The sequence below is a fragment of the Caulobacter sp. AVps16 genome (assembly GCF_058681455.1).
The window spans coordinates 173,635-192,081 of record NZ_CM178739.1 but is presented as its reverse complement, the minus strand read 5'-3'; the positions used below and the strand labels follow the sequence as shown (position 1 = coordinate 192,081).

Sequence of the window (18,447 nt, the reverse complement as noted above, 5' to 3'; positions counted from 1 at the left end):
GCCGAACTTGTCAGCGGGCCAATCGATCAGTGGGCCTGACAGGCCTCCAGCGCCCGGACGCCGCTGAGCAGCCGGGCCGGGGTGATCGGCTTTTCAATGCGGGCGTCGGCGCATTCATCCTCGCGCAGGCCGACCGGGTCGATGGCCGAGGCCAGCATGGTGCAGGTCAGATTGCCGCGTCTCTGGCGGACCGCGCGGATCAGTTGGCCGCCGGTCATGCGCGGCATGTAGAAGTCGGTGATCACCAGATCGGGGGCAAAGGCATCGAGGGCCGCCAGGGCTTCTTCGCCGTCGCGACAGACCAGCACATCGAAGCCGGCCTCGCCCAGCGTGATCTCATAGATCATCGCCAGGATCGGATCGTCCTCGGCGATCAGAATTCGTTGCATTCTCGCGCCCCACACGCCCCAACGACAGTCAGGGGGTCTTAGCTTAACCAACCGTTAAATTGGTAGCGCGGGGTAACAGGAAGAGTCCCCGGGCAAAAGGTCGCATTCCTGTTAGGCGAGTCGGTGCATCATTTTCAGGCTTGCTTGCGCTTGCGCACGAACATGGCGGCATCGGCCTCGGCCAGGGCGATTTCGGGATCGGTGCCCGGCTCGATCTCGCGAACACCCCAGGAGATATGAAGCGGGGCCGACCATTCGCCGAACTCGACCGGCGTATCCTGAACGGCTGCCGCCAGGCTGGCGGCCTTTGACAGGGCGGTTTCCTTGTCGGCCTGGGCCAGAAGCACGGCGAACTCGTCGCCGCCCATGCGCCCGACCACATCGCTTTCGCGCACATTGGCCAGCAGTCGGCCCGCAACGGCCTGCAGGGCGGCGTCTCCGGCCGCATGGCCAAAGCGGTCATTGACGTTCTTGAAGCCATCCAGATCGAAGAACACCACACTGGCCGGCGAGCCATAGCGCTGGGCGAAGGCGGCCACGCGCTTCATCTCGCGCAGGAAGGCCCGACGGTTCAGCACCGGGGTCAGAACATCCTGGTCGGCCTGCTGCTGGGCTTCATTGAGCCGCAGCTTCAGCCGCGAGACCTCGCTGCGCAGGTCATCGATCTCGGTCATCAGGGTGGTCAGGGCTTCCTGCACCTGGGGGGTCAGGTCCGCCTCGCTCAGGCCGAGAAAGGCGGCGCTGTCGGGCGACTGGGCCTCGCGCACGGAAACCTGGGCCCCCGCACGGGCCAGGGCCCGCTTGCGGATGGCGGCAAAGGGTTCGGTCCGGGCACCGGAGATCTTCATGGGCTAGGGAATCGTTTCTTGCACAGATCGGACAAGTGTTAACGCGAACGGCGGCAGGCGCAATCCGGGCGCGCTTTGGTCGCAGCGACAAGGCCCCGGGGCTGCCCGCCCTGGCCTCCGCGCCTAAAACCGCAGCGCCCTGAACGTTTTGGACTTGCACTCGCGTCATGGACGCGCATACGGGGCGGCTTCAGGCCTCGCCCCCGCAGGGCGGAGCCCGCGCGCCGACTTCAGGGGACCTCGACGCCGATGCCAAACCCGATCCCGGACAGCCCGGGCGCGCCGCCCGTCGCCATCATCATGGGCAGCCGCTCCGACTGGCCGACCATGAAGGGAGCCGCTGACGCCCTGACCAGCCTGGGCGTCGCCTGGGATGCCCGGGTAGTCTCGGCCCACCGCACTCCTGAGCGCCTGTTCGACTTCGCCCGCAGTGCCGAGACCCAGGGCTTCAAGGTGATCATCGCCGGAGCCGGCGGCGCGGCCCACCTGCCGGGCATGGCCGCCTCGATGACCAATCTTCCGGTCCTGGGCGTGCCGGTGCAGTCCAAGGCCCTCAGCGGGCTGGATTCCCTGCTGTCCATCGTCCAGATGCCGGGCGGCATTCCGGTCGCCACCTTGGCCATCGGCGAGGCCGGGGCCAAGAATGCCGGCCTGCTGGCTGCCCAGATCCTGGCCCTGTCCGACCCGGCCCTGGCCGGTCGCCTGGCCGCCTTCCGTCAGGCCCAGACCGACAGCGTCGCCGAAAGCGTCGAGGACTGAACTACAGATGACTGACGCGCCCTTCCCCCTCGTCCCCGGCTCCACGATCGGCATCCTGGGCGGCGGCCAGCTGGGCCGGATGCTCGCCCTCGCCGCCGCACGCCTGGGCTTTGACGTGGTGATCCTCGACCCCGAGGACGGCAGCCCGGCCGGTCGGGTCGCGGCCCGCCAGATCGTCGCCGCCTATGACGACCGCTGGGCCCTGAAGCGCCTGGCCGAGGCCTGCGACGTCGTTACCTATGAGTTCGAGAACGTTCCGGCCGACACCGTCGCCGAGCTGACGGCCCTGGGCTGTGTCGTCGCGCCGGGGGCCAAGGCCCTGGCCGCCGCCCAGGACCGGGTTGTGGAAAAGAGCTTCATGGCCGAGATCGGCGTGCCCACCGTGGCCTTCGCCGCCGTCCAGGACAGCGACTCCCTGGCCGCCGCGGTCGCCAAGATCGGCGCACCCTCCCTGCTGAAGACCCGTCGCGAGGGCTATGACGGCAAGGGCCAGGCCTGGATCCAGCGGGCTGCCGACGCCGAAGCCGCGTTCGAGAAAATCGGCCGCCAGGCGGCTATCCTCGAGGCCCCGGCCGATTTCGGCCGCGAGCTGTCGGTCATCGCCGCCCGTGGCCGTGACGGCGAGATCGCCTGCTATCCCCTGTCGGAAAACCACCATGAGGGCGGTGTGCTCCGGCGCACGGTGGCCCCGGCCAGGGTCACCCCGGCCACCCGTGACCAGGCCGAAGCCATCGCAGCCAAAATCCTGACCGCCCTCGACTATGTCGGCGTCATCGGGGTCGAGCTGTTCGAGCTGGCCGGCGGCAAGCTGCTGGTCAACGAGTTCGCGCCCCGCGTCCACAATACCGGCCACTGGACCCAGGACGGCTGCGAGGTCGACCAGTTCGAGCAGCACATCCGCGCCGTGGCCGGCTGGCCCTTGGGCCCGACCCAGCCCCTGGCCCATGTCGAGATGACCAACCTGCTGGGCCCCGATGTCGACGCCTGGAAGAAGCTGGCCGCCGAGCCCGAGACCCGCGTCCACCTCTATGGCAAGGGCGAGGCCCGCACGGGCCGCAAGATGGGCCATGTGAACCGGCTGCGGGGCCTGAAGGACTAGGCCCTTCATGACCGACCAAGCGATCATCGGCCTGATCGGCGGCATGAGCTGGGAAAGCTCGGCCCAGTACTACCGGCTGATCAATGAGGCCGTGCGCGCGCGGCTGGGCGGCGTGGCCTCGGCCCGTACCCTGATGTGGTCGTTCAATTTCGCCGAGATCGAGGCCCTGCAGCACCAGAACCGCTGGCCGGAGCTCGCTCGCCGGCTGGCCGATGCCGCCCGGGCTCTGGAGGCGGGCGGGGCAGACTTTCTGGTCCTGTGCACCAACACCATGCACCGCGAGGCCGACACGATCGAGGCGGCGGTCCACATCCCCCTGCTGCACATCGCCGATCCGACCGCCGAGGCGGTCAAGGCCGCCGGTCTCTCGAAGGTCGGCCTGCTGGGCACCGCCTTCACGATGGAGCACGACTTCTATCGCGGCCGCCTGGAGAAGCGCCACGACCTGGAGGTGCTGGTCCCCGAGGCCGACGACCGGGCAGCCGTGCATGACATCATCTATCGCGAGCTGGTCGCGGGACAGGTTCTGGACGCCTCACGCGAGGTCTATCGCGCCGTCATCGCCCGGCTCGTCGCGCGCGGGGCCCAGGCGGTGATCCTGGGCTGTACCGAGATCATGCTGCTGATCGGCCAGGCCGACAGCAGCGTTCCGGTGTTCGACACCACAGAGCTGCACGCGCTGGCGGCCGTGGAACGGGCCCTGGGGGACTCTGGCCTCGGCTGACTTTGCAGGGGGCGGACATGGCGAAGTGAGCGGATGTCCAGGCGCTCCGGCCTGAAGGACCCCATCGCTCCCACGCGCAGAGCTTGGCATGCAATTCAGGTTCAGGACCTTGGGCGCGGACCGCCCCCATCACTAAAAAAGTTGTCGCACGTCGTTTTCTGCAGGCAGTGTTGTGCCTAGCTGCTTTTGGCCACTCGGTACGTTCGCCCCATGATACGCACCAAGCTCATTCGCGCCTTCACCCTTGCCGCAACCGTAGTGTTGATGGCGATCGCGGCTGATTTTCTTCTTTCGATCCTGGTCGCTGGTCACACCGAGGTTTTTACCCCTTTTTCCACCCTGGCGATCGCATCGGTCATCGCGCTGCCACTGGCCTGGATCCTGACGAGCCAGCAGGTCAATCTGGCAACCGCCCACAAAGAACAGCTGGCCCTCCTGGCGGCCCGTGAACGCGCGGTCTCCGAGTATGAAGACGCCCAGGCCCGCCTGAGGTCCAGCGAGTCACTCTACCGCCTGCTGGCAGACAACCTGACAGACTCGATTTCGCTATGGTCGCCCGAAGGCAAGCGCCTCTACAGCTCGCCTTCGATTGAACGGCTGATGGGTTATACCCCTGAAGAATATGTAAGCATCCCAGTAGGCGACGTCATTCGACCCGAAGACCGTGGCCAGCTGTTTAAGATCTTAGAAACTTTGACGCCGGGCGGAGAAAGCCGCACCTGGGAGTATCGCTGCCGCCGCAAGGACGGCAGCGAAATATGGGTCGAGAGCACCTATACCCGGCTGACGGACGGCGGCTTGATGTCGACGTCACGCAACATCACGGAACGCTGGACCCTGCAGCGGGATCTGGAGACGGCCCTGGTCGAGGCCCAGAGCGCGGCCGCCGCCAAGTCCGACTTCCTGGCCAACATGACCCACGAACTGCGCACGCCGCTGAATGCCATCATTGGCTTTTCAGGCGTGTTGCGGGGGTCCAACCGTCTGTCGTCCGAAGACAGGCATCATGTCGAACTGATCAGCGGCGCCAGCGCCACCTTGCTGGGCGTGATCAATGATGTGCTGGAGTTTTCTCGGCTCGAGGCCGGCTATCTGGACCTGGACCCCCAGCCCTTCGACCCGGCTCAGTTGGTTCGCTCGGCCTGCGCCCTGATCGAGGACCTGGCCCGGGACAAGGGCCTGACCCTGAGCCTGGACCTAGCGCCGGGCCTTTCCGGCATGGTCGGCGATGGGCCGCGCCTGTCGCAGGTGCTGCTGAACCTGCTGTCCAACTCTGTGAAATTCACCAGCGAAGGCCATGTCACGGTATCGCTGCGCCAGTTTGTCGAGGCGGAGACCGCTCGCCTGCGGATCGAAGTGATCGACACCGGTATCGGCATTTCCGAAGATCAGATCGGCAAAGTTTTCGAACGCTTCGCTCAGGCCGACGGAGGAATCTCACGGCAATTTGGCGGCACGGGCCTGGGCCTGGCGATCTCGAAACGGATTATCGAGCGCATGGACGGCCAGATCGGAGTCGTCAGCACAGAGGGCCAAGGCTCGACCTTCTGGTTCGAGGTTTCCGCGCCCGTTGTGAGCCTGGACACGGTCCAGGCGGCGCACAACGAAGGCGCCTCCGGCTTCACCGCGCCGCTGCGCGTGCTCGTGGTCGAAGACAATGCCGTAAACCGCGAACTGGTCTGCACACTGCTGGCCCCCTTCGACATAACCATCGATACAGCTCACGACGGGGCCGAAGGCTTGAAGGCCACCGAACGCGGGATCTACGACCTGATCCTGATGGACATACAGATGCCGGTCATGGACGGCCTGACCGCCACCCGCCTCATTCGGGCCAACAACAACACCGCCCCGATCGTGGCCTTGACCGCCAATGTCCTGCCCGAGCAAATCGCGAAATGTCTGGCTGCCGGTATGAACGATCACATCGGCAAGCCTTTCCACGCAGCCCGCTTGCTGGAAACTGTGGTTCGCTGGACGCAGATCGCGGCCTGAGTGTTGAAGGCGGGCGGTGCGGGGAGCAGCGTGGGTGAGCTGAGGTGAAAGGTGTCTGCTGTAGGTGGGAAGCGGATACTGGCGCGTGAACCGAAGTGGGCGCGGGGCTGTGTGTCTACCGGTCGACGCCGCAGGCCCCCTCCTGACCTGCTACGCAAGTCGTCCTCCCCCCCGCAGGGGGAAGATGAGATCGCCGCCCTTCATCTTCCCCCTGCGGGGGAGGAGCGCCGAAGGCGCGGAGGGGGCGAGTGATCAGCGGTACCGCATCTTCGCCAGGGCCGTGACCAGCTCGCTGGCCAGGTCCATCGGCTTGAGCCCGGCCTTCCACTTCTCGAAGGCCATGACGTTCTCGATGCGGGCATCCAGATGGGCCAGGGCCGAGTCGCGGCCCGAGGCCATGTCGACGGCCAGGGTCGAGACCAGAATGCCCGACAGGATCGCCCGCTTGGAATAGTGGTTCTCGTCCGTGGCCGTGTCGCCCGCCCAGCGCCAGAGCATGTCGGCGCTTTCCCAGGTCAGGCGCAGGGCGAGGGCCAGGTTGGTCGGGAAGGACAGGAAGGCGGCCAGGGCCCGCATGACCTCGGCATCGGCCGCCACGGCGTCCAGCCGGGCGACGACCCCCACGCGGATCCTGTCGCGAATCTTCAACCCGTTGGGGTCGTGGATGGCCAGGCTATCCAGCGCTACCGCGTCATGGCGCCGCGACAGCAGGGCCGCCAGATCGCGGGCCCCTTCGGGCAGCAGAAGCTGGGTCTCTCCGGGCGACAGGCCGGCCGCCTGGGCCGCCCGTTCGGTCAGGCGGGCGTTCCAGCCCGCCGCCGGCGCAAGCCGCACGGCCTCGTCCAGCACCCGCTGTTCGGCCTCATCGGCCCAGTTGCTTCCTGTCTCGGCAGCCTTGCTCATGAATCCGAGTCTACACCGTGGTTTAGGCCGCGTCGCGCATGGACAGAGCCCATTCACTCTGCTATCAGCCGCCCCTCGTTTCCCGGAAGCCCCCCTTCCGGGTTTATCAGGTTTTGTTCGCCCGCCCGGCCCCTGAGAGGGACTCGGGACATTGGTCGGGCCGTCGAATGGAGAGAGACCCCTGGTCCAGATTTTCGTCCGCGACAACAACGTCGATCAGGCCCTCAAGGCCCTGAAGAAGAAGATGCAACGCGAAGGCTCGTTCCGCGAAATGAAGCGGCACGTGCACTATGAGAAGCCGTCGGAAAAGCGCGCCCGTCAAAAGGCCGAAGCGGTCCGCCGCGCCCGCAAGCTGGCCCGCAAGCGCGCCCAGCGCGAAGGCCTGCTGCCGATGCCGAAGAAGCCGGTCGGTGCCCGGTAGGCTTCACGCCTAACGGACTGAAGACTTTCGAAAGCCGCGCGGCGATCCGCGCGGCTTTCGTCGTTTATGGCCGCTGTTTCAGTGCGCCGACGGGGGTTCACCCACGAAGGCCACGGCCTTGACGATGCGGTCTGCGAAGGACCGGCCCAGCAGGCGCGTGTGGGTGGCCCCTTCGACATGGTCGACCATGCCGTGGCGCGAGGCCAGGGCCGGCGCCGACTGGATGGCCTTCCAGGCTTCGCGGCCCTTGATCGAGCCCGCCGTGACCACCGCCACCGGCCAGGCGGGGTCGAAGGGCGGCTGCTCAGCGGCCTGGTCCGAGGCCTTGACCCACAGACCCACCTCGTCGGCCGAGGTGCGGTTATGGCGGCCATAGGCAAAGGCCCAGCGCTTTTCGGCTGCGGCCTGGGGCGGCAGGCCGATCTTGTCGCCCAGGCGGGTCTGGGTCAGGGGCTTGTAGAGACCGATCGACGCCCCGCGTGCGGCCCAGCGGGAGGCCGAGGCAAAGGCCTTGACGAAGCCGCTCATGCGCGGGTTCTGCGCTGCCTCGGGCGTGGCCGCATCGACCAGGACCAGACCGGCGATCCTGTCGGGGTTGCGACCGGCATAGTGGCGCAGCCTCAGGCCGGCCATCGAGTGACCGACCAGGACATAGGGCCCGGGCTCGCCGGAGGCGGTGACCAGCTTTTCGAAGTCGGTGACGATGGCCAGGCCGTCGCGGGGCGCGGGCCCCGGCGGCGAATAGCCCATGCCGGCCCGGTCATAGGCACAGGACCGCCAACCGGCCGCTGTCAGGGCGTCCTGGGTGGCCCCCCAGTCGGCGGCGAAGCCGAAGGCTCCGGCTTCCAGCCAGACCACCGGGCGGTCGCTACGCGGCCCGTCACAGACCAGTCTCAGGCTTCGACCCGGCTCGATCTGGACCAGTTCGCCGCGCGGACGAGGAGACCCGAACGCGCTCATGGTGCCGCCCAGGGCGACATAGGCAATGAAGAAGACAGTGACACCGGCGAGACCGCGACCAAGGACCTTGAACATGGCCCCTACCTTATCGCCGGTTCGTGACGCGTCGAGCGTCGTTCGCTCAGCTGTCGGCGACAGAAGCCCGCGTTCTGACCCGGTCAGGCTTGGTCTTGGGCGGCTTGACGCCCTCGGGCCAGGCAGAGACCTGGGCCATCCGCACCTTGCGCGGCACCCGGGCCGCGGCGCGCAGGGGCAGGTCATCGGCTTCGGCAAAAACCTGACCCAGGAAATAGGACGGGTTCAGGGGCTTGCCCTTGCGACGGATCTCAAAATGCAGATGCGCACCCGTCGAGCGGCCACTGCTGCCGACATAGGCAATGGTCTGGCCTCGGCGGGCCACCATGCCGGGCTTCACGCCCCGCGCCGTGGCCCCCAGATGGGCGTACAGGGTCCGGAAGCCGTCCTTGTGGCCGATCTCCACGAACCGGCCATAGCCGCCATCCTTGCCGGTGCGGAGGACCACACCGTCGGTCGCAGCCCGGATCGGCGTTCCGATCGGCGCGGCGATGTCGACGCCCTCATGCAGCCGGCCGTTTTCTTCCCAGGGCAACTGACGCAGGCCGAAGGGCGAATTGACCACCTGGCCCGGCAGGGGGGCATCAAAGATGAAGGCCGGTGGCGGAGGCAGGTCGACAGGCGGGACCTCGACCGTCTCAGCCGGCGGTCTGTCCGGCTCTTCTGCGAAGGCGCTCAGAGCCGTGCTCGCATTGAGGGCGCACACCGTGGCCAGGACGCCGACCAGGGTCAGAAAGGCGACACGGCCGTAGGGCGGCTTGGCGGCGAGGGTCTCTGACGTCAAAAATCCGCTTCCCTGGAGTCGTGCCGTCAGGTCGCGGGACCGGGCCTTGGGCAGCGTCTTCCCACATCGATCTTTCGTGTTGGTGAATGAGCGGCCCGGCGCAGGTGCCTCGACCCGCTCTGCGACACCCTGTCGCGACGCCCCCTCCGGAGGCTGCTCACAATTCCTCGCGGGAACACGGGGCCCGACACATCGTGTGTTACTAAATGTTCACACCATAAACATTCTGTAATTCTCTAAATTATACGTCATGACTGAGACGTAACGGGACTTAATGAAATCTCGCAAGTAAACCTCTCGACATGAGGCGCAGCGAAGCGCCAAACACAAACCAACACCGAGGGATTACTTCAAATGCGCAAGTTCATCATGAGCCTGACCACCGTCGCCAGCCTGAGCCTGGCCGCCATTCCGGTTCTGGGCCTGGCCCAGGCTGCCAATGCTACCGAGCTTCAGGCCCGTATCTCGGTCAGCGACCTGAACCTGTCCAACCCCGCCCAGGCTGCCGAGTTCAAGGCCCGCGTTGATGCCGCTGCCCAGTCGCTGTGCAGCGCCCAGGCCCGCAACAACGCCGCCCACACCTTCTATGGTGCCTGCGCCACCGAAGTCCGCCGCGACGTCGAACGCCAGCTCTCGGCCCCGCAGCGCAAGGCCCTGCAGGTCGCTTCCCGCGCCAAGTCGGTCGAGATGGCCGCCCGGTGAGGCCAGGCTCCCCGACGTCCGAAAACGACAAAGGCCTCAGGGAAACCTGAGGCCTTTGCTATATCTGCGGTCCGGCCAGTGAAAGGTCAGAGCCCCTTCACGATCCCCTCGACCATCTTCTTGGCATCCCCGAACAGCATCATGGTGTTGTCGCGGAAGAAGAGTTCGTTCTCGACCCCGGCATAGCCCGAGGCCATGCCGCGCTTGATGAACAGGACCGTGCGGGCCTTTTCGACATCCAGGATCGGCATGCCGTAGATGGCGCTGGTCGGGTCGGTCTTGGCGGCCGGGTTGGTGACGTCATTGGCCCCGATCACGAAGGCCACATCGGCCGTCGAGAACTCGCTGTTGATGTCTTCCAGCTCGAAGACCTCGTCATAGGGCACATTGGCCTCGGCCAGCAGCACGTTCATGTGGCCGGGCATGCGGCCGGCGACGGGGTGGATGGCGTATTTCACCTCGACGCCCTCTTCCTTCAGCTTGTCGCCCATCTCACGCAGGATGTGCTGGGCCTGGGAGACGGCCATGCCGTAGCCGGGGACGATGATCACCTTGCTGGCGTTCTTCATGATGAAGGCCGCGTCGTCGGCGCTGCCCTGCTTGACCGGACGGCTCTCGACCTTGCCGCCAGGACCGGCCGCAGCAGCATCGGCACCGAAGCCGCCCAGGATCACCGAGACGAACGAGCGGTTCATGCCCTTGCACATGATGTAGGACAGGATGGCACCCGACGAACCGACCAGGGCGCCGGTGATGATCAGGGTGGTGTTTTCCAGGGTGAAGCCCAGGGCCGCCGCCGCCCAGCCGGAATAGCTGTTCAGCATCGACACCACGACCGGCATGTCGGCCCCGCCGATCGGGATGATCAGGGTGACGCCGATCAGCAGGCTGAGGGCGAAGATGCCCCAGAAGGCCCAGATGGCCGAACCGCCGCTGACGACCAGCACCACCACCAGGGCGACGATCGCCAGGGCGATCAGGATGTTCAGCAGGTGACGGGCCGGCAGCAGGATCGGCGCGCCGCCCATATTGCCGTTCAGCTTGGCAAAGGCGATGACCGAGCCGGTGAAGGTGATGGCACCGATGGCCAGGCCCAGAGACAGTTCGATCAGGCTGGCCCCGTGGATCGCGCCGTCTTCGCCGAGGATGCCGTAGGCGGCCGGTGTGTAGATGGCGGCCACGGCGACCAGACAGGCAGCCATGCCGACCAGGCTGTGGAAGGCGGCGACCAGCTGCGGCATCGAGGTCATGGCGACCTTGCGGGCAATGACCGCTCCGACCGCGCCGCCGACGGCGACGCCGCCGAGGATCAGGCCCAGGGTCACGAGATCCAGCGCGCCCTGGCTCCACAGGGTGGCCAGGGTGGTGGCGACGGCGATGGCCATGCCGATCATGCCGTTGCGGTTTCCCGCCTGGCTGGTGACCGGGCTCGACAGCCCACGCAGGGCCAGGATGAACAGCACCCCCGAGACGATATAGAGGATGGCGGCGATATTGGCGTTCATTCGGAGGTCCCCCCGGACGGCGGCGCCGGTTCGGCGCGCAGATTGGCGAGCAGCAGAGCTACGCCCATGCCGACGGCAAAGGGCGAGAGCCAGCGAAGGATGTCGGCGCCGCCGCTGGTTCCAGCCTGCAGGCCGATGGCGTTGGCGCTGAGGCCGATGGCGATCAGGACGAAAGCCGGCGCGAAGGCCGCGCCGTTGCCGGCCGCCTTCCTGCGGGGCAGCACCATCGAGACGCCGGCGGCGATGATCAGGATGATCAGGGCCGCCAGGGTCAGAGTGGCGAAGCCGCTCACTTGGCCTTGTCCTTCTTCTTGTACATGGCCAGCATCCGGTTGGTGACCAGGAAGCCGCCGAAGATGTTGACTGCGGCAAAGGCCGCGGCCAGGGCACCGGCGCCCTTGGAGATCCAGACCGAGCCGGTCGCGGCCTCGCCCGCACCGCCATGGGCGGCGGCAGCGAGCAGGGCTCCGACGATGATCACCGAAGAAATGGCGTTGGTCACCGCCATCAGCGGCGTGTGCAGGGCGGGCGTCACGCTCCACACGACATAATAGCCCACGAAGATGGCGAGCACGAAGATCGCCAGACGGAACACGGTGGGGTCGACGGCTTCCATGGAGGCCTCCCTTTCAATGTGAGTTAGGCAGTCTTCAGCGACGGATGGACGATCTCGCCCCCCTGGGTCACCAGGGCGGCCTTCAGGATCTCGTCCTCGAAATTGGGCGCGAAAGCCCCTTCCTTGTTGAGGAACAGACCCGACAGGGCAAAGAGGTTGCGGGCATAGAGTGCGCTGGCATCGGTAGCGATGCGGCCGGGCAGATTGGCGGCACCGAGGATCTTGGCGCCATTGGCGGTCACGACCGTCTCATTCAGCTTGGCACCGACGACATTGCCGCCCTGCTCGATGGCCAGGTCTACGAGTACCGACCCGGCGCGCATCGAGGCCACCTGCTCGGCACTGACCAGCTTGGGCGCGGGCCGGCCGGGGATAAGGGCCGTGGTGATCACGATGTCCTGCTTGGCGATGTGGCTGGAGACCAGGGCAGCCTGCTTGGCCTGGTATTCAGCCGACATTTCCTTGGCATAGCCGCCGGCGGTCTGGGCGTTTTTGAATTCCTCGTCCTCGACGGCGAGGAACTTGGCCCCGAGCGACTCGACCTGTTCCTTGGTGGCGGGCCGCACATCGGTGGCGGTGACCACCGCGCCCAGGCGACGGGCCGTAGCGATGGCCTGCAGACCTGCAACCCCGACGCCCATGATGAACACCTTGGCGGCGGCAACGGTGCCGGCGGCGGTCATCATCATCGGCAGGGCCTTGCCATAGGCCTCGGCCCCTTCAATCACGGCGCGATAGCCGGCGAGGTTGGCCTGGGAAGACAGCATGTCCATCACCTGGGCCCGCGTGATGCGCGGGATGAACTCCATGGCGATCGCGCTGACACCGGCCTTGGCCAGGGCGGCGAGCGTTTCCTTGTCCTGATGCGGATTGAGAGCGGCGGCGACGATGGCACCGCTCTTGAGGGCCGCGATCTCGCCGGCCTCCGGGGCGCGCACCTTGAACAGCACGTCCGCGCCGGTGATGGCGGCCTTGGCCGTCTTGGCCAGCTTGGCTCCGGCGGCTTCATAGTCCGCATCGGGATAGGCTGCGGCGATTCCCGCCCCAGCCTCGACCACCACCGAGAAACCGGCGGCGGTCAGTTTCTTCACCGTTTCCGGCGTGGCGGCAACCCGGGTTTCACCCCCGCGGGTTTCTTTCGTCACGGCGATGACGGCCATCGGCATACCCCTCCCAGAGCGCTGCTATCCCAGTCAGCTTGCGCTGCTGTTTAGGGGATAGTCTTGCCTCTTGTCGAGGCTTCAAGCGCGAGTAAGGGAGAAAATATGCCGATGTCTACCGGTGTCAGTGACCCGACTTAGGCTTCTCGCGCAGAAACACGATGCCCAGCACGGTAAGGACGAACCCGGAGATCGCGCCCGCCAGGAAGCCGGCCGGGGTGCAGAACCACACAGTGATCGTCAGCAGCAGCACGGCGATCGCCAGCGAACCCCACTTGGTCATGTCGCCAAAGGCCGCATAGGTGGCGGCCTGTTCCTGAATGTCCATTTCACCGCGGTGATAGTCGCCGGCCATGTCATCGTCCTCTTTGGGAAGAAAAGTCGTTCCGCCGATTACAACGGCCGGCCTAAAGGCTCAAGCGGGCGATTCCGGCGACGCTCTCGACCGAGAGGGCCGACATGCCCCCGGGAGGCCCGATCAGGGGCCGCAGAAAGCGTGAATAGTCGAGCGGCGGACTGTCGCCAAACAGCCCAATGGCGGTCAAGCCGACCGAGGCCGCGAGATTCAGGGGACCCGAGTCGTTGCCGATGAAGAGGTCGGCCCTGGACAGCAGGGCTGCCCCGGCATCCAGCTTCAGATCGCAGGCATTGACGTTGATACAGCTGCGTTCGGCACGGGCCAGCTCGGCGTCGACGGCAGGACTGTCGCCCGGACCCCCCAGCCAGAAATGGGTGCCGCCGAGATCGGACAAGGCCCCGCTCAAGGCGGTAAACCGGTCGAGCGGCCAGCAGCGACGGGGTTCGCTCGCCCCGACGCCATAGACGATCCAGGGCTTGGGCCGGTCACCGAAGCGATCCTGAATGATGTCCAGAGCGGCCGGTACCGGTGCCAGGGCCGGCTCACGGCTGGCAACCTTCAGACCGTGGAGATCTTCAAAGGCGGCCAGCTTGGCGATCCGATGCGCCGGACGCAGGGTCCGCGGCAGGAACGGTCCATGGGTCAGCCAGCCTTCCTGACTGTGTCCCAGGCCGAAGCCGCGTCGCTCACGGACCCCGGCCAGGGCCGCGCCGATGGCCGGGCGGTCGATCTTTTCCAGGATCCATACCGCCCGGGGGCGACGCAGGCGGCACAGCCGAAAGAAATCGACGATCTCGACCAGGTGGCGAAAGGTGCCGGCGCGGTATTCCACATAGTCGATCAGTTCGACACAGGGCTCTGCCGCCAGTAGTTCCTTGGCCCGGCTCGAGGGGCGTGCGGCCAGCAGCACCCGGCCCTCGATAGCCCGGCTGGCGATGGCCCGAAGGGTCGGCAGGTGCCACATCAGGTCCCCCACGCCGCGATCGGGCATGTAGACCATGACCATCCCGGCGGGCGGCACCAGGCTTTCGGTCATTGCCAGTTGGCGAGCAGGCCGCGCAGCCCGGCCACGAAGGCCAGGGGCTGATCGATCATCACATGATGGTCAGCATCGGGAATCGGCACGAGCAGGACATCCTTGGGCATCTGGTCGATCATATAGTCCAGAGTCTCGGCGTGCATAAGATTGGACCGCTCGCCCCACATCAAGGCGGCCGGACAGGCAATCTGCGGCAACAGGAGCCCCAGATCCGGCATCCGGAACCGCTGCCAGATGGCGGGATCGAACTTCCAGGTCCAGCCTCCCTCGACTTCCTTCAGCGAGCGGCGGGCGATGTAGTCGGCGATGTACAGGTTTTCGCAGGCCTGGGGCGGGGCGAGTCGGAACCGGCCGAGCGCCTCGACCAGGGTCGCATAGACCTTGTTGCCGAAGCCGGGACGATTGGGCGGGCCTTTCCAGCGCTTTTCCGGCGGCTGGATGCTGCTGTCGACCATGATGATGCCCCGCAGTCGGTCCGCGTGGGCCACACTGCAATACAGGGTGGGAAAGCCGCCAAACGAATGGCCGACGAAGATCGGCTTGACCCCGCCCGCCTCCAGCTGCGCGGCCTCGACGGCGGCAAAGGCTTCGGCGGCGAAGGATTCGGCCGAATAGGAGTCCCGCCAGTCGGAACTGCCCATGCCCGCCCAGGAAATCGCGGCGACGCGCCAGTCCTTGGCGAAGAACGGCGCGATGAAGCTCCACCAGTCGGCATGGGCCCCATTGCCGTGCAGGAACAGCAGGCCCGGCTTGCCGACCTCGCCCCAGGTCAGCATTTCAATCCCGGCCCCGTCGACCATAAGGGTCGTGCGCTCGGGTTCCACGGCCAGGGCCTGCTCGAACCAGGCCGGGGCCGGGGGCACAGCGCCGGCGAAGGCCTCGAGCGGGGCCGGCATCGGCGGCGGCACGCGGGCCAGCTGCTGCTGATCATCAGCCATGTTCAACCCTCGTCCTTGAAGGCCAGTTCGCCGGGGCGCGGCTTGCGGGGGCTGAGGCCCTTGAAGACGCCGGTGCCGGTGATCAGGGTGCGATCGCCCGACCAGATCCGGCCGCGCACGGTGAAGACCATGTCTTCCTCGCCGATCAGTTCGCCCTGCCCTTCCACCCAGTCGCCCAGCTTGGCTCCCGACAGGAAATCGCACATCAGCCGGACCGTGACCCAGCTGTAGGACTTCTGAAGCGAGATGATCCGACCCCAGGCCATGTCGGCAAAGCTCATCAACATGCCGCCGTGGCAGTTGCCCAGGCCATTGGTGTGATGCTCCTCGACCCTGAAGCCCAGGCAGGCCTCACCGGGTCCCGAGCGCTGCTCGAACAGGGGACCGATCTGGCGGCCAAAGCCGCGCGACCAGTTGAGCTGGCTGTAGCCGTCGGGGATGGCGGCGGTCTGGGCGTCTGTTAGATCATCGGACATGGGACAAACCTAACGACCGTTTGAACAAAGCGGAACCCTTCCCTGACGGCGTGTAAGGACGACCCGGCCTGCGGCGTCTAACCTTCTCGAAACCGGGGCGGATCATGGGCGCTGAACATTCAAGGGACGAGGCGTTCGTCGACTGGCTGGAGCCGCATCTGGCGGCCCTGCGCCGGATCAGCCGCGCCTTCGCCCAACCGGCCGATCAGCACGATCTGCTGCAGGAGCTGATGGTAGCGGTCTGGCGCGCCTGGCCGCGCTTTGAGGACCGCAGCGCCGCCGCGACCTTTGTCTATCGGGTCGCGCACAACACCGCCCTGACCTGGAAACGGGGCGAGATGCGGCGGCGGCGGCGGCGAGACGCGATCGAGGCCGAGCTCAGTCTCCGGGCCGACACCGGCGATCCGATCGAGGCGGCCCTGCTGGAGCAGCTCTACCGGGGGATCCGGACTTTGCCGCCACTCGACCGCTCGCTCATCCTGCTGTCGCTGGACGGCGTGGCCTATGGCGAGATCGCCCGGCTGCACGGCCTGTCGGAAACCAATGTCGGCGCACGCCTGACCCGCATTCGCGCCCGCCTTTCAACCCTCTTGAAGGACGACGGCGATGGAGTTTGACCGTCTCGAACAGGCCTGGCGCTCGGACGCCAACACCCCGACCGATGAAGCCCATGCCCTCTTGAAGGAGCAACTCATGCTTACGTTGAAGACCCGCCGGCGCCTCGAAGTTCTGCTGGCCGGCATCCCGGCCACGGTCCTGACCCTGTTCACGGGCATGGCCCTGTCCGCAGGCCTGAAAAGCGACGGGGCCGGATGGCCCGGAATCGCCATGCTGGCCGTGTGCTGGATGGTGCTGGGTGCGGTGCTCTGGAACGGTTTCCGGCATCGGTCACACGACACCGGCCCGCCGCTGCGCGATACGGTGGCCGGCCTGCTGGCCGCCAATCGCCGGGCGCGATCCAACTGCCACGTCTTCTGGGCCATGCTGCCGGTGTTCATGGTGCCGCTGTTCATGGCGATCCAGCGCCTGCAGGAGGATGGCCGGATGAACACGACGGCCGGCTGGCAGGCGATGGCCGTTTGCGGCCTGGCCCTGGCGGCCAGCGCAGGCTGGAACCTGCTGCGCTACATCCTGATGCTCAAGCCCGAGCAGCGGCGACTGGAAGCGCTGCTCGCCGACTACCAAGACTAGGTCCCTAGGTGACGCCCGCTGCCGCCAAGACCGCGGCCTGGCGGCGGGCCAGCCCCTCTTCGGAGAAGCCCTCCAGAGACGCCTCGAACAGCGCCTTCCAGTTATGGCGGGCCCCCAGATGCAGGAAGGCCGCGCCCAGGCCGATGGCGGCCCGGTCCATGAACACGAACTCGCGGGGAATGGTAATCGGCCCCTTTTCCTTCAGGGCCTGACGCACCCTGAAGGCTTCGCGGCGGCCATATTCGCCGGGCGGCACATCGTCGGCGACACTCCGTACCCGATCGTCCAGCAGCGGCCCGTAGATGAAGCGGGCCCAGACGTTGAGGGTCTCGACCAGGTCATCATTGAGATTGGCAAAGCCCCAGCTGCGATAGGCCTCAAACTGTTCGGCGCGATCATCATTGGATAGAGCCCGATAGAGCCGGACCACCCCGGCCACGAAGCGCGGCGGGAAGATGCGGATACAGCCGAAGTCCAGCAGGTTCAGATGCTGGGCGTCTTCACCGCCAAAGGTGTAGTTGCCCAGGTGCGGGTCACCATGAATGATCCCGAGCTTGGTCATCGGGCTCCACCAGGCTTCGAACAGCAGGGCGGCGATGCGGTCGCGGGTCTCCTGGGGCGCGTCCTTGAAGGCCAGCAGCCCCTGCCCCTCCATCCAGGTCATGCTGAGCAGGCGGCCGGTCGACAGCGACGGCAGGGGTTCGGGAACCCGGATGTCCGCGCGCCCGGCAAAGAACCCGCCATAGAGCGCCATCAGCCTGGCTTCACGGCCATAGTCGAGCTCCTCGCGCAGGCGGTCGCCGATCTCGACGATCATCTGAGTGGGGTCGATCGAGCCATCCAGGCGCTTGAACAGGGCAAACAGCGAGCGCAGCTGGCCGAGATCGCTTTCGACGGCGCTCTGCATGTCCGGATATTGCAGCTTCACGGCGATGGCCCGGCCGTCGGGGGCGACGGCGCGGTGCACCTGGCCCAGCGAGGCGGCGGCGCAGGCCTCGTGCTCAAAGCTCTGGAACTTCCCCTGCCAGTCGGGGCCCAGCTCGGCAGCCATCCGCCGACGGACGAAAGGCCAGCCCATGGCCGGAGCATTGGTCTGCAATTCCGCCAGTTCGGCGGCAAATTCGGGCGGCAGCAGGTCCGGAACGGTTGCGAACATCTGCGCCGCCTTCATCAGCGGCCCCTTCAGCCCGCCGAGCGCCGCCTTCAGAGCCTTGGCATTGCGGGCGTCGGCGCTGTCGCCACCGAACAGACTGTTGGCTCCATAGCTGACCGCCGCACCCGACAGGCCCGCACCGACCTTGGCAAAGCGGGTCAGTCGACCGGAAAGCCGGTCGCGTTCGGGGTCGCGGGTGTCGTCAGCCATGCTTAAGTCCTCCCCCTAGCGGGAGAGGTGTCGCCCCGGACTTGATCCGGGGCGAGGGAGGGGGAAGTCGGCGGAGTCATTGCGGTCTTCCCCCTGCGGCCTTCGGCCGCCTCCCCCTTCAGGGGGAGGATTTTGACGGTGC

At 66.7% G+C, this 18,447-nt stretch carries 22 protein-coding genes; 8 read left to right on the top strand and 14 right to left on the bottom strand.

All coding sequences use genetic code 11. From position 1 onward, the window contains the following. Positions 1–26: 26 nt before the first annotated feature. Complete coding sequence (locus ACW17U_RS00930) at positions 27–389, bottom strand: response regulator (RefSeq protein ID WP_062149565.1); 363 nt, start codon at positions 387–389, stop codon at positions 27–29. Between the two features lie 134 nt (positions 390–523). After that, a complete protein-coding gene (locus ACW17U_RS00925; protein ID WP_062149568.1) occupies positions 524–1,237 on the bottom strand; it encodes a GGDEF domain-containing protein in 714 nt (237 codons plus the stop codon). A 249-nt stretch (positions 1,238–1,486) separates the two neighbouring features. Here ACW17U_RS00925 and purE point away from each other — a divergent pair, with 249 nt between their 5' ends. The 4 genes from purE to ACW17U_RS00905 all read left to right on the top strand — a co-directional run bounded on the left by purE (position 1,487) and on the right by ACW17U_RS00905 (position 5,814). After that, positions 1,487–1,996 (top strand): 5-(carboxyamino)imidazole ribonucleotide mutase, encoded by a 510-nt coding sequence (gene purE / locus ACW17U_RS00920; RefSeq protein ID WP_062149571.1) that lies wholly within the window; start codon positions 1,487–1,489, stop codon positions 1,994–1,996. Between the two features lie 7 nt (positions 1,997–2,003). After that, positions 2,004–3,095, top strand: a complete 1,092-nt coding sequence (locus tag ACW17U_RS00915; protein ID WP_492054480.1) for a 5-(carboxyamino)imidazole ribonucleotide synthase — start codon at positions 2,004–2,006, stop codon at positions 3,093–3,095. A gap of 7 nt (positions 3,096–3,102) precedes the next feature. After that, positions 3,103–3,819: an aspartate/glutamate racemase family protein gene (locus ACW17U_RS00910; RefSeq protein WP_492054479.1), complete on the top strand. Its 717-nt coding sequence runs from the start codon at positions 3,103–3,105 to the stop codon at positions 3,817–3,819. A 210-nt stretch (positions 3,820–4,029) separates the two neighbouring features. Next, a complete protein-coding gene (locus ACW17U_RS00905) occupies positions 4,030–5,814 on the top strand; it encodes a PAS domain-containing hybrid sensor histidine kinase/response regulator (protein WP_492054478.1) in 1,785 nt (594 codons plus the stop codon). A gap of 252 nt (positions 5,815–6,066) precedes the next feature. On the opposite strand, the gene ACW17U_RS00900 is transcribed toward ACW17U_RS00905, so the two are convergent. Further along, entirely contained in the window at positions 6,067–6,717 is a 651-nt protein-coding gene (locus ACW17U_RS00900) for a COQ9 family protein (RefSeq protein WP_492054477.1), read from the bottom strand. A 181-nt stretch (positions 6,718–6,898) separates the two neighbouring features. On the opposite strand from ACW17U_RS00900, the gene rpsU reads away from it, so the two are divergent. Beyond that, a complete protein-coding gene (gene rpsU, locus ACW17U_RS00895) occupies positions 6,899–7,138 on the top strand; it encodes a 30S ribosomal protein S21 (protein WP_155856916.1) in 240 nt (79 codons plus the stop codon). Positions 7,139–7,216: 78 nt separating this feature from the next. Here rpsU and ACW17U_RS00890 read toward each other — a convergent pair whose 3' ends face one another. After that, positions 7,217–8,173, bottom strand: coding sequence for an alpha/beta fold hydrolase (locus ACW17U_RS00890; protein WP_492054476.1), 957 nt, complete (start codon positions 8,171–8,173; stop codon positions 7,217–7,219). A 46-nt stretch (positions 8,174–8,219) separates the two neighbouring features. Then, positions 8,220–8,957 carry a M23 family metallopeptidase gene (locus ACW17U_RS00885; RefSeq protein ID WP_492054475.1) on the bottom strand — a complete coding sequence of 246 codons (738 nt, stop codon included), beginning with the start codon at positions 8,955–8,957 and terminating at the stop codon, positions 8,220–8,222. Between the two features lie 354 nt (positions 8,958–9,311). On the opposite strand from ACW17U_RS00885, the gene ACW17U_RS00880 reads away from it, so the two are divergent. Beyond that, on the top strand, positions 9,312–9,659 hold the full coding sequence (locus tag ACW17U_RS00880) for a UrcA family protein (protein ID WP_492054474.1): 348 nt from the start codon (positions 9,312–9,314) through the stop codon (positions 9,657–9,659). Between the two features lie 86 nt (positions 9,660–9,745). On the opposite strand, the gene ACW17U_RS00875 is transcribed toward ACW17U_RS00880, so the two are convergent. From ACW17U_RS00875 to ACW17U_RS00840, 8 genes are all read right to left on the bottom strand, one after another. Further along, the gene (locus ACW17U_RS00875) at positions 9,746–11,164 is read right to left on the bottom strand and encodes an NAD(P)(+) transhydrogenase (Re/Si-specific) subunit beta (RefSeq protein WP_492054473.1); all 1,419 of its coding nucleotides are present in this window, start codon (positions 11,162–11,164) and stop codon (positions 9,746–9,748) included. Beyond that, positions 11,161–11,457 (bottom strand): hypothetical protein, encoded by a 297-nt coding sequence (locus ACW17U_RS00870; RefSeq protein ID WP_062149598.1) that lies wholly within the window; start codon positions 11,455–11,457, stop codon positions 11,161–11,163. The genes ACW17U_RS00875 and ACW17U_RS00870 overlap by 4 nt, the downstream gene beginning before the upstream one ends. Then, positions 11,454–11,780 carry a proton-translocating transhydrogenase family protein gene (locus ACW17U_RS00865; RefSeq protein WP_062149601.1) on the bottom strand — a complete coding sequence of 109 codons (327 nt, stop codon included), beginning with the start codon at positions 11,778–11,780 and terminating at the stop codon, positions 11,454–11,456. Before ACW17U_RS00865 ends, ACW17U_RS00870 begins: the two co-directional genes overlap by 4 nt. A gap of 23 nt (positions 11,781–11,803) precedes the next feature. After that, positions 11,804–12,946: a Re/Si-specific NAD(P)(+) transhydrogenase subunit alpha gene (locus ACW17U_RS00860; protein WP_492054472.1), complete on the bottom strand. Its 1,143-nt coding sequence runs from the start codon at positions 12,944–12,946 to the stop codon at positions 11,804–11,806. Between the two features lie 118 nt (positions 12,947–13,064). Next, positions 13,065–13,295: an aa3-type cytochrome c oxidase subunit IV gene (locus ACW17U_RS00855; protein ID WP_492054471.1), complete on the bottom strand. Its 231-nt coding sequence runs from the start codon at positions 13,293–13,295 to the stop codon at positions 13,065–13,067. Positions 13,296–13,347: 52 nt separating this feature from the next. Next, a complete protein-coding gene (locus ACW17U_RS00850) occupies positions 13,348–14,334 on the bottom strand; it encodes a glycosyltransferase family 9 protein (protein ID WP_492054470.1) in 987 nt (328 codons plus the stop codon). Continuing rightward, complete coding sequence (locus ACW17U_RS00845) at positions 14,331–15,275, bottom strand: alpha/beta fold hydrolase (protein WP_492054469.1); 945 nt, start codon at positions 15,273–15,275, stop codon at positions 14,331–14,333. Before ACW17U_RS00845 ends, ACW17U_RS00850 begins: the two co-directional genes overlap by 4 nt. A 2-nt stretch (positions 15,276–15,277) precedes the next feature. Continuing rightward, positions 15,278–15,751 (bottom strand): PaaI family thioesterase, encoded by a 474-nt coding sequence (locus ACW17U_RS00840; protein WP_492054468.1) that lies wholly within the window; start codon positions 15,749–15,751, stop codon positions 15,278–15,280. A 104-nt stretch (positions 15,752–15,855) separates the two neighbouring features. Between ACW17U_RS00840 and ACW17U_RS00835 the strand changes: the two genes are divergently transcribed. Both ACW17U_RS00835 and ACW17U_RS00830 read left to right on the top strand, forming a co-directional pair. Continuing rightward, positions 15,856–16,368: an RNA polymerase sigma factor gene (locus tag ACW17U_RS00835; protein WP_492054467.1), complete on the top strand. Its 513-nt coding sequence runs from the start codon at positions 15,856–15,858 to the stop codon at positions 16,366–16,368. After that, on the top strand, positions 16,358–16,942 hold the full coding sequence (locus tag ACW17U_RS00830) for a hypothetical protein (RefSeq protein WP_492054466.1): 585 nt from the start codon (positions 16,358–16,360) through the stop codon (positions 16,940–16,942). Before ACW17U_RS00835 ends, ACW17U_RS00830 begins: the two co-directional genes overlap by 11 nt. A gap of 4 nt (positions 16,943–16,946) precedes the next feature. Here ACW17U_RS00830 and ACW17U_RS00825 read toward each other — a convergent pair whose 3' ends face one another. Then, entirely contained in the window at positions 16,947–18,305 is a 1,359-nt protein-coding gene (locus tag ACW17U_RS00825; RefSeq protein ID WP_492054465.1) for an ABC1 kinase family protein, read from the bottom strand. Positions 18,306–18,447: the final 142 nt, after the last annotated feature.

What these genes read in the sequence shown, in the direction of transcription:
- ACW17U_RS00930 (WP_062149565.1), bottom strand. Translation starts at nt 389, where the DNA reads ATGCAACGAATTCTGATCGCCGAGGACGATCCGATCCTGGCGATGATC.
- ACW17U_RS00925 (WP_062149568.1), bottom strand. Translation starts at nt 1,237, where the DNA reads ATGAAGATCTCCGGTGCCCGGACCGAACCCTTTGCCGCCATCCGCAAG.
- purE (WP_062149571.1), top strand. Translation starts at nt 1,487, where the DNA reads ATGCCAAACCCGATCCCGGACAGCCCGGGCGCGCCGCCCGTCGCCATC.
- ACW17U_RS00915 (WP_492054480.1), top strand. Translation starts at nt 2,004, where the DNA reads ATGACTGACGCGCCCTTCCCCCTCGTCCCCGGCTCCACGATCGGCATC.
- ACW17U_RS00910 (WP_492054479.1), top strand. Translation starts at nt 3,103, where the DNA reads ATGACCGACCAAGCGATCATCGGCCTGATCGGCGGCATGAGCTGGGAA.
- ACW17U_RS00905 (WP_492054478.1), top strand. Translation starts at nt 4,030, where the DNA reads ATGATACGCACCAAGCTCATTCGCGCCTTCACCCTTGCCGCAACCGTA.
- ACW17U_RS00900 (WP_492054477.1), bottom strand. Translation starts at nt 6,717, where the DNA reads ATGAGCAAGGCTGCCGAGACAGGAAGCAACTGGGCCGATGAGGCCGAA.
- ACW17U_RS00890 (WP_492054476.1), bottom strand. Translation starts at nt 8,173, where the DNA reads ATGTTCAAGGTCCTTGGTCGCGGTCTCGCCGGTGTCACTGTCTTCTTC.
- ACW17U_RS00880 (WP_492054474.1), top strand. Translation starts at nt 9,312, where the DNA reads ATGCGCAAGTTCATCATGAGCCTGACCACCGTCGCCAGCCTGAGCCTG.
- ACW17U_RS00875 (WP_492054473.1), bottom strand. Translation starts at nt 11,164, where the DNA reads ATGAACGCCAATATCGCCGCCATCCTCTATATCGTCTCGGGGGTGCTG.
- ACW17U_RS00865 (WP_062149601.1), bottom strand. Translation starts at nt 11,780, where the DNA reads ATGGAAGCCGTCGACCCCACCGTGTTCCGTCTGGCGATCTTCGTGCTC.
- ACW17U_RS00860 (WP_492054472.1), bottom strand. Translation starts at nt 12,946, where the DNA reads ATGCCGATGGCCGTCATCGCCGTGACGAAAGAAACCCGCGGGGGTGAA.
- ACW17U_RS00855 (WP_492054471.1), bottom strand. Translation starts at nt 13,295, where the DNA reads ATGGCCGGCGACTATCACCGCGGTGAAATGGACATTCAGGAACAGGCC.
- ACW17U_RS00850 (WP_492054470.1), bottom strand. Translation starts at nt 14,334, where the DNA reads ATGACCGAAAGCCTGGTGCCGCCCGCCGGGATGGTCATGGTCTACATG.
- ACW17U_RS00845 (WP_492054469.1), bottom strand. Translation starts at nt 15,275, where the DNA reads ATGGCTGATGATCAGCAGCAGCTGGCCCGCGTGCCGCCGCCGATGCCG.
- ACW17U_RS00840 (WP_492054468.1), bottom strand. Translation starts at nt 15,751, where the DNA reads ATGTCCGATGATCTAACAGACGCCCAGACCGCCGCCATCCCCGACGGC.
- ACW17U_RS00835 (WP_492054467.1), top strand. Translation starts at nt 15,856, where the DNA reads ATGGGCGCTGAACATTCAAGGGACGAGGCGTTCGTCGACTGGCTGGAG.
- ACW17U_RS00830 (WP_492054466.1), top strand. Translation starts at nt 16,358, where the DNA reads ATGGAGTTTGACCGTCTCGAACAGGCCTGGCGCTCGGACGCCAACACC.
- ACW17U_RS00825 (WP_492054465.1), bottom strand. Translation starts at nt 18,305, where the DNA reads ATGGCTGACGACACCCGCGACCCCGAACGCGACCGGCTTTCCGGTCGA.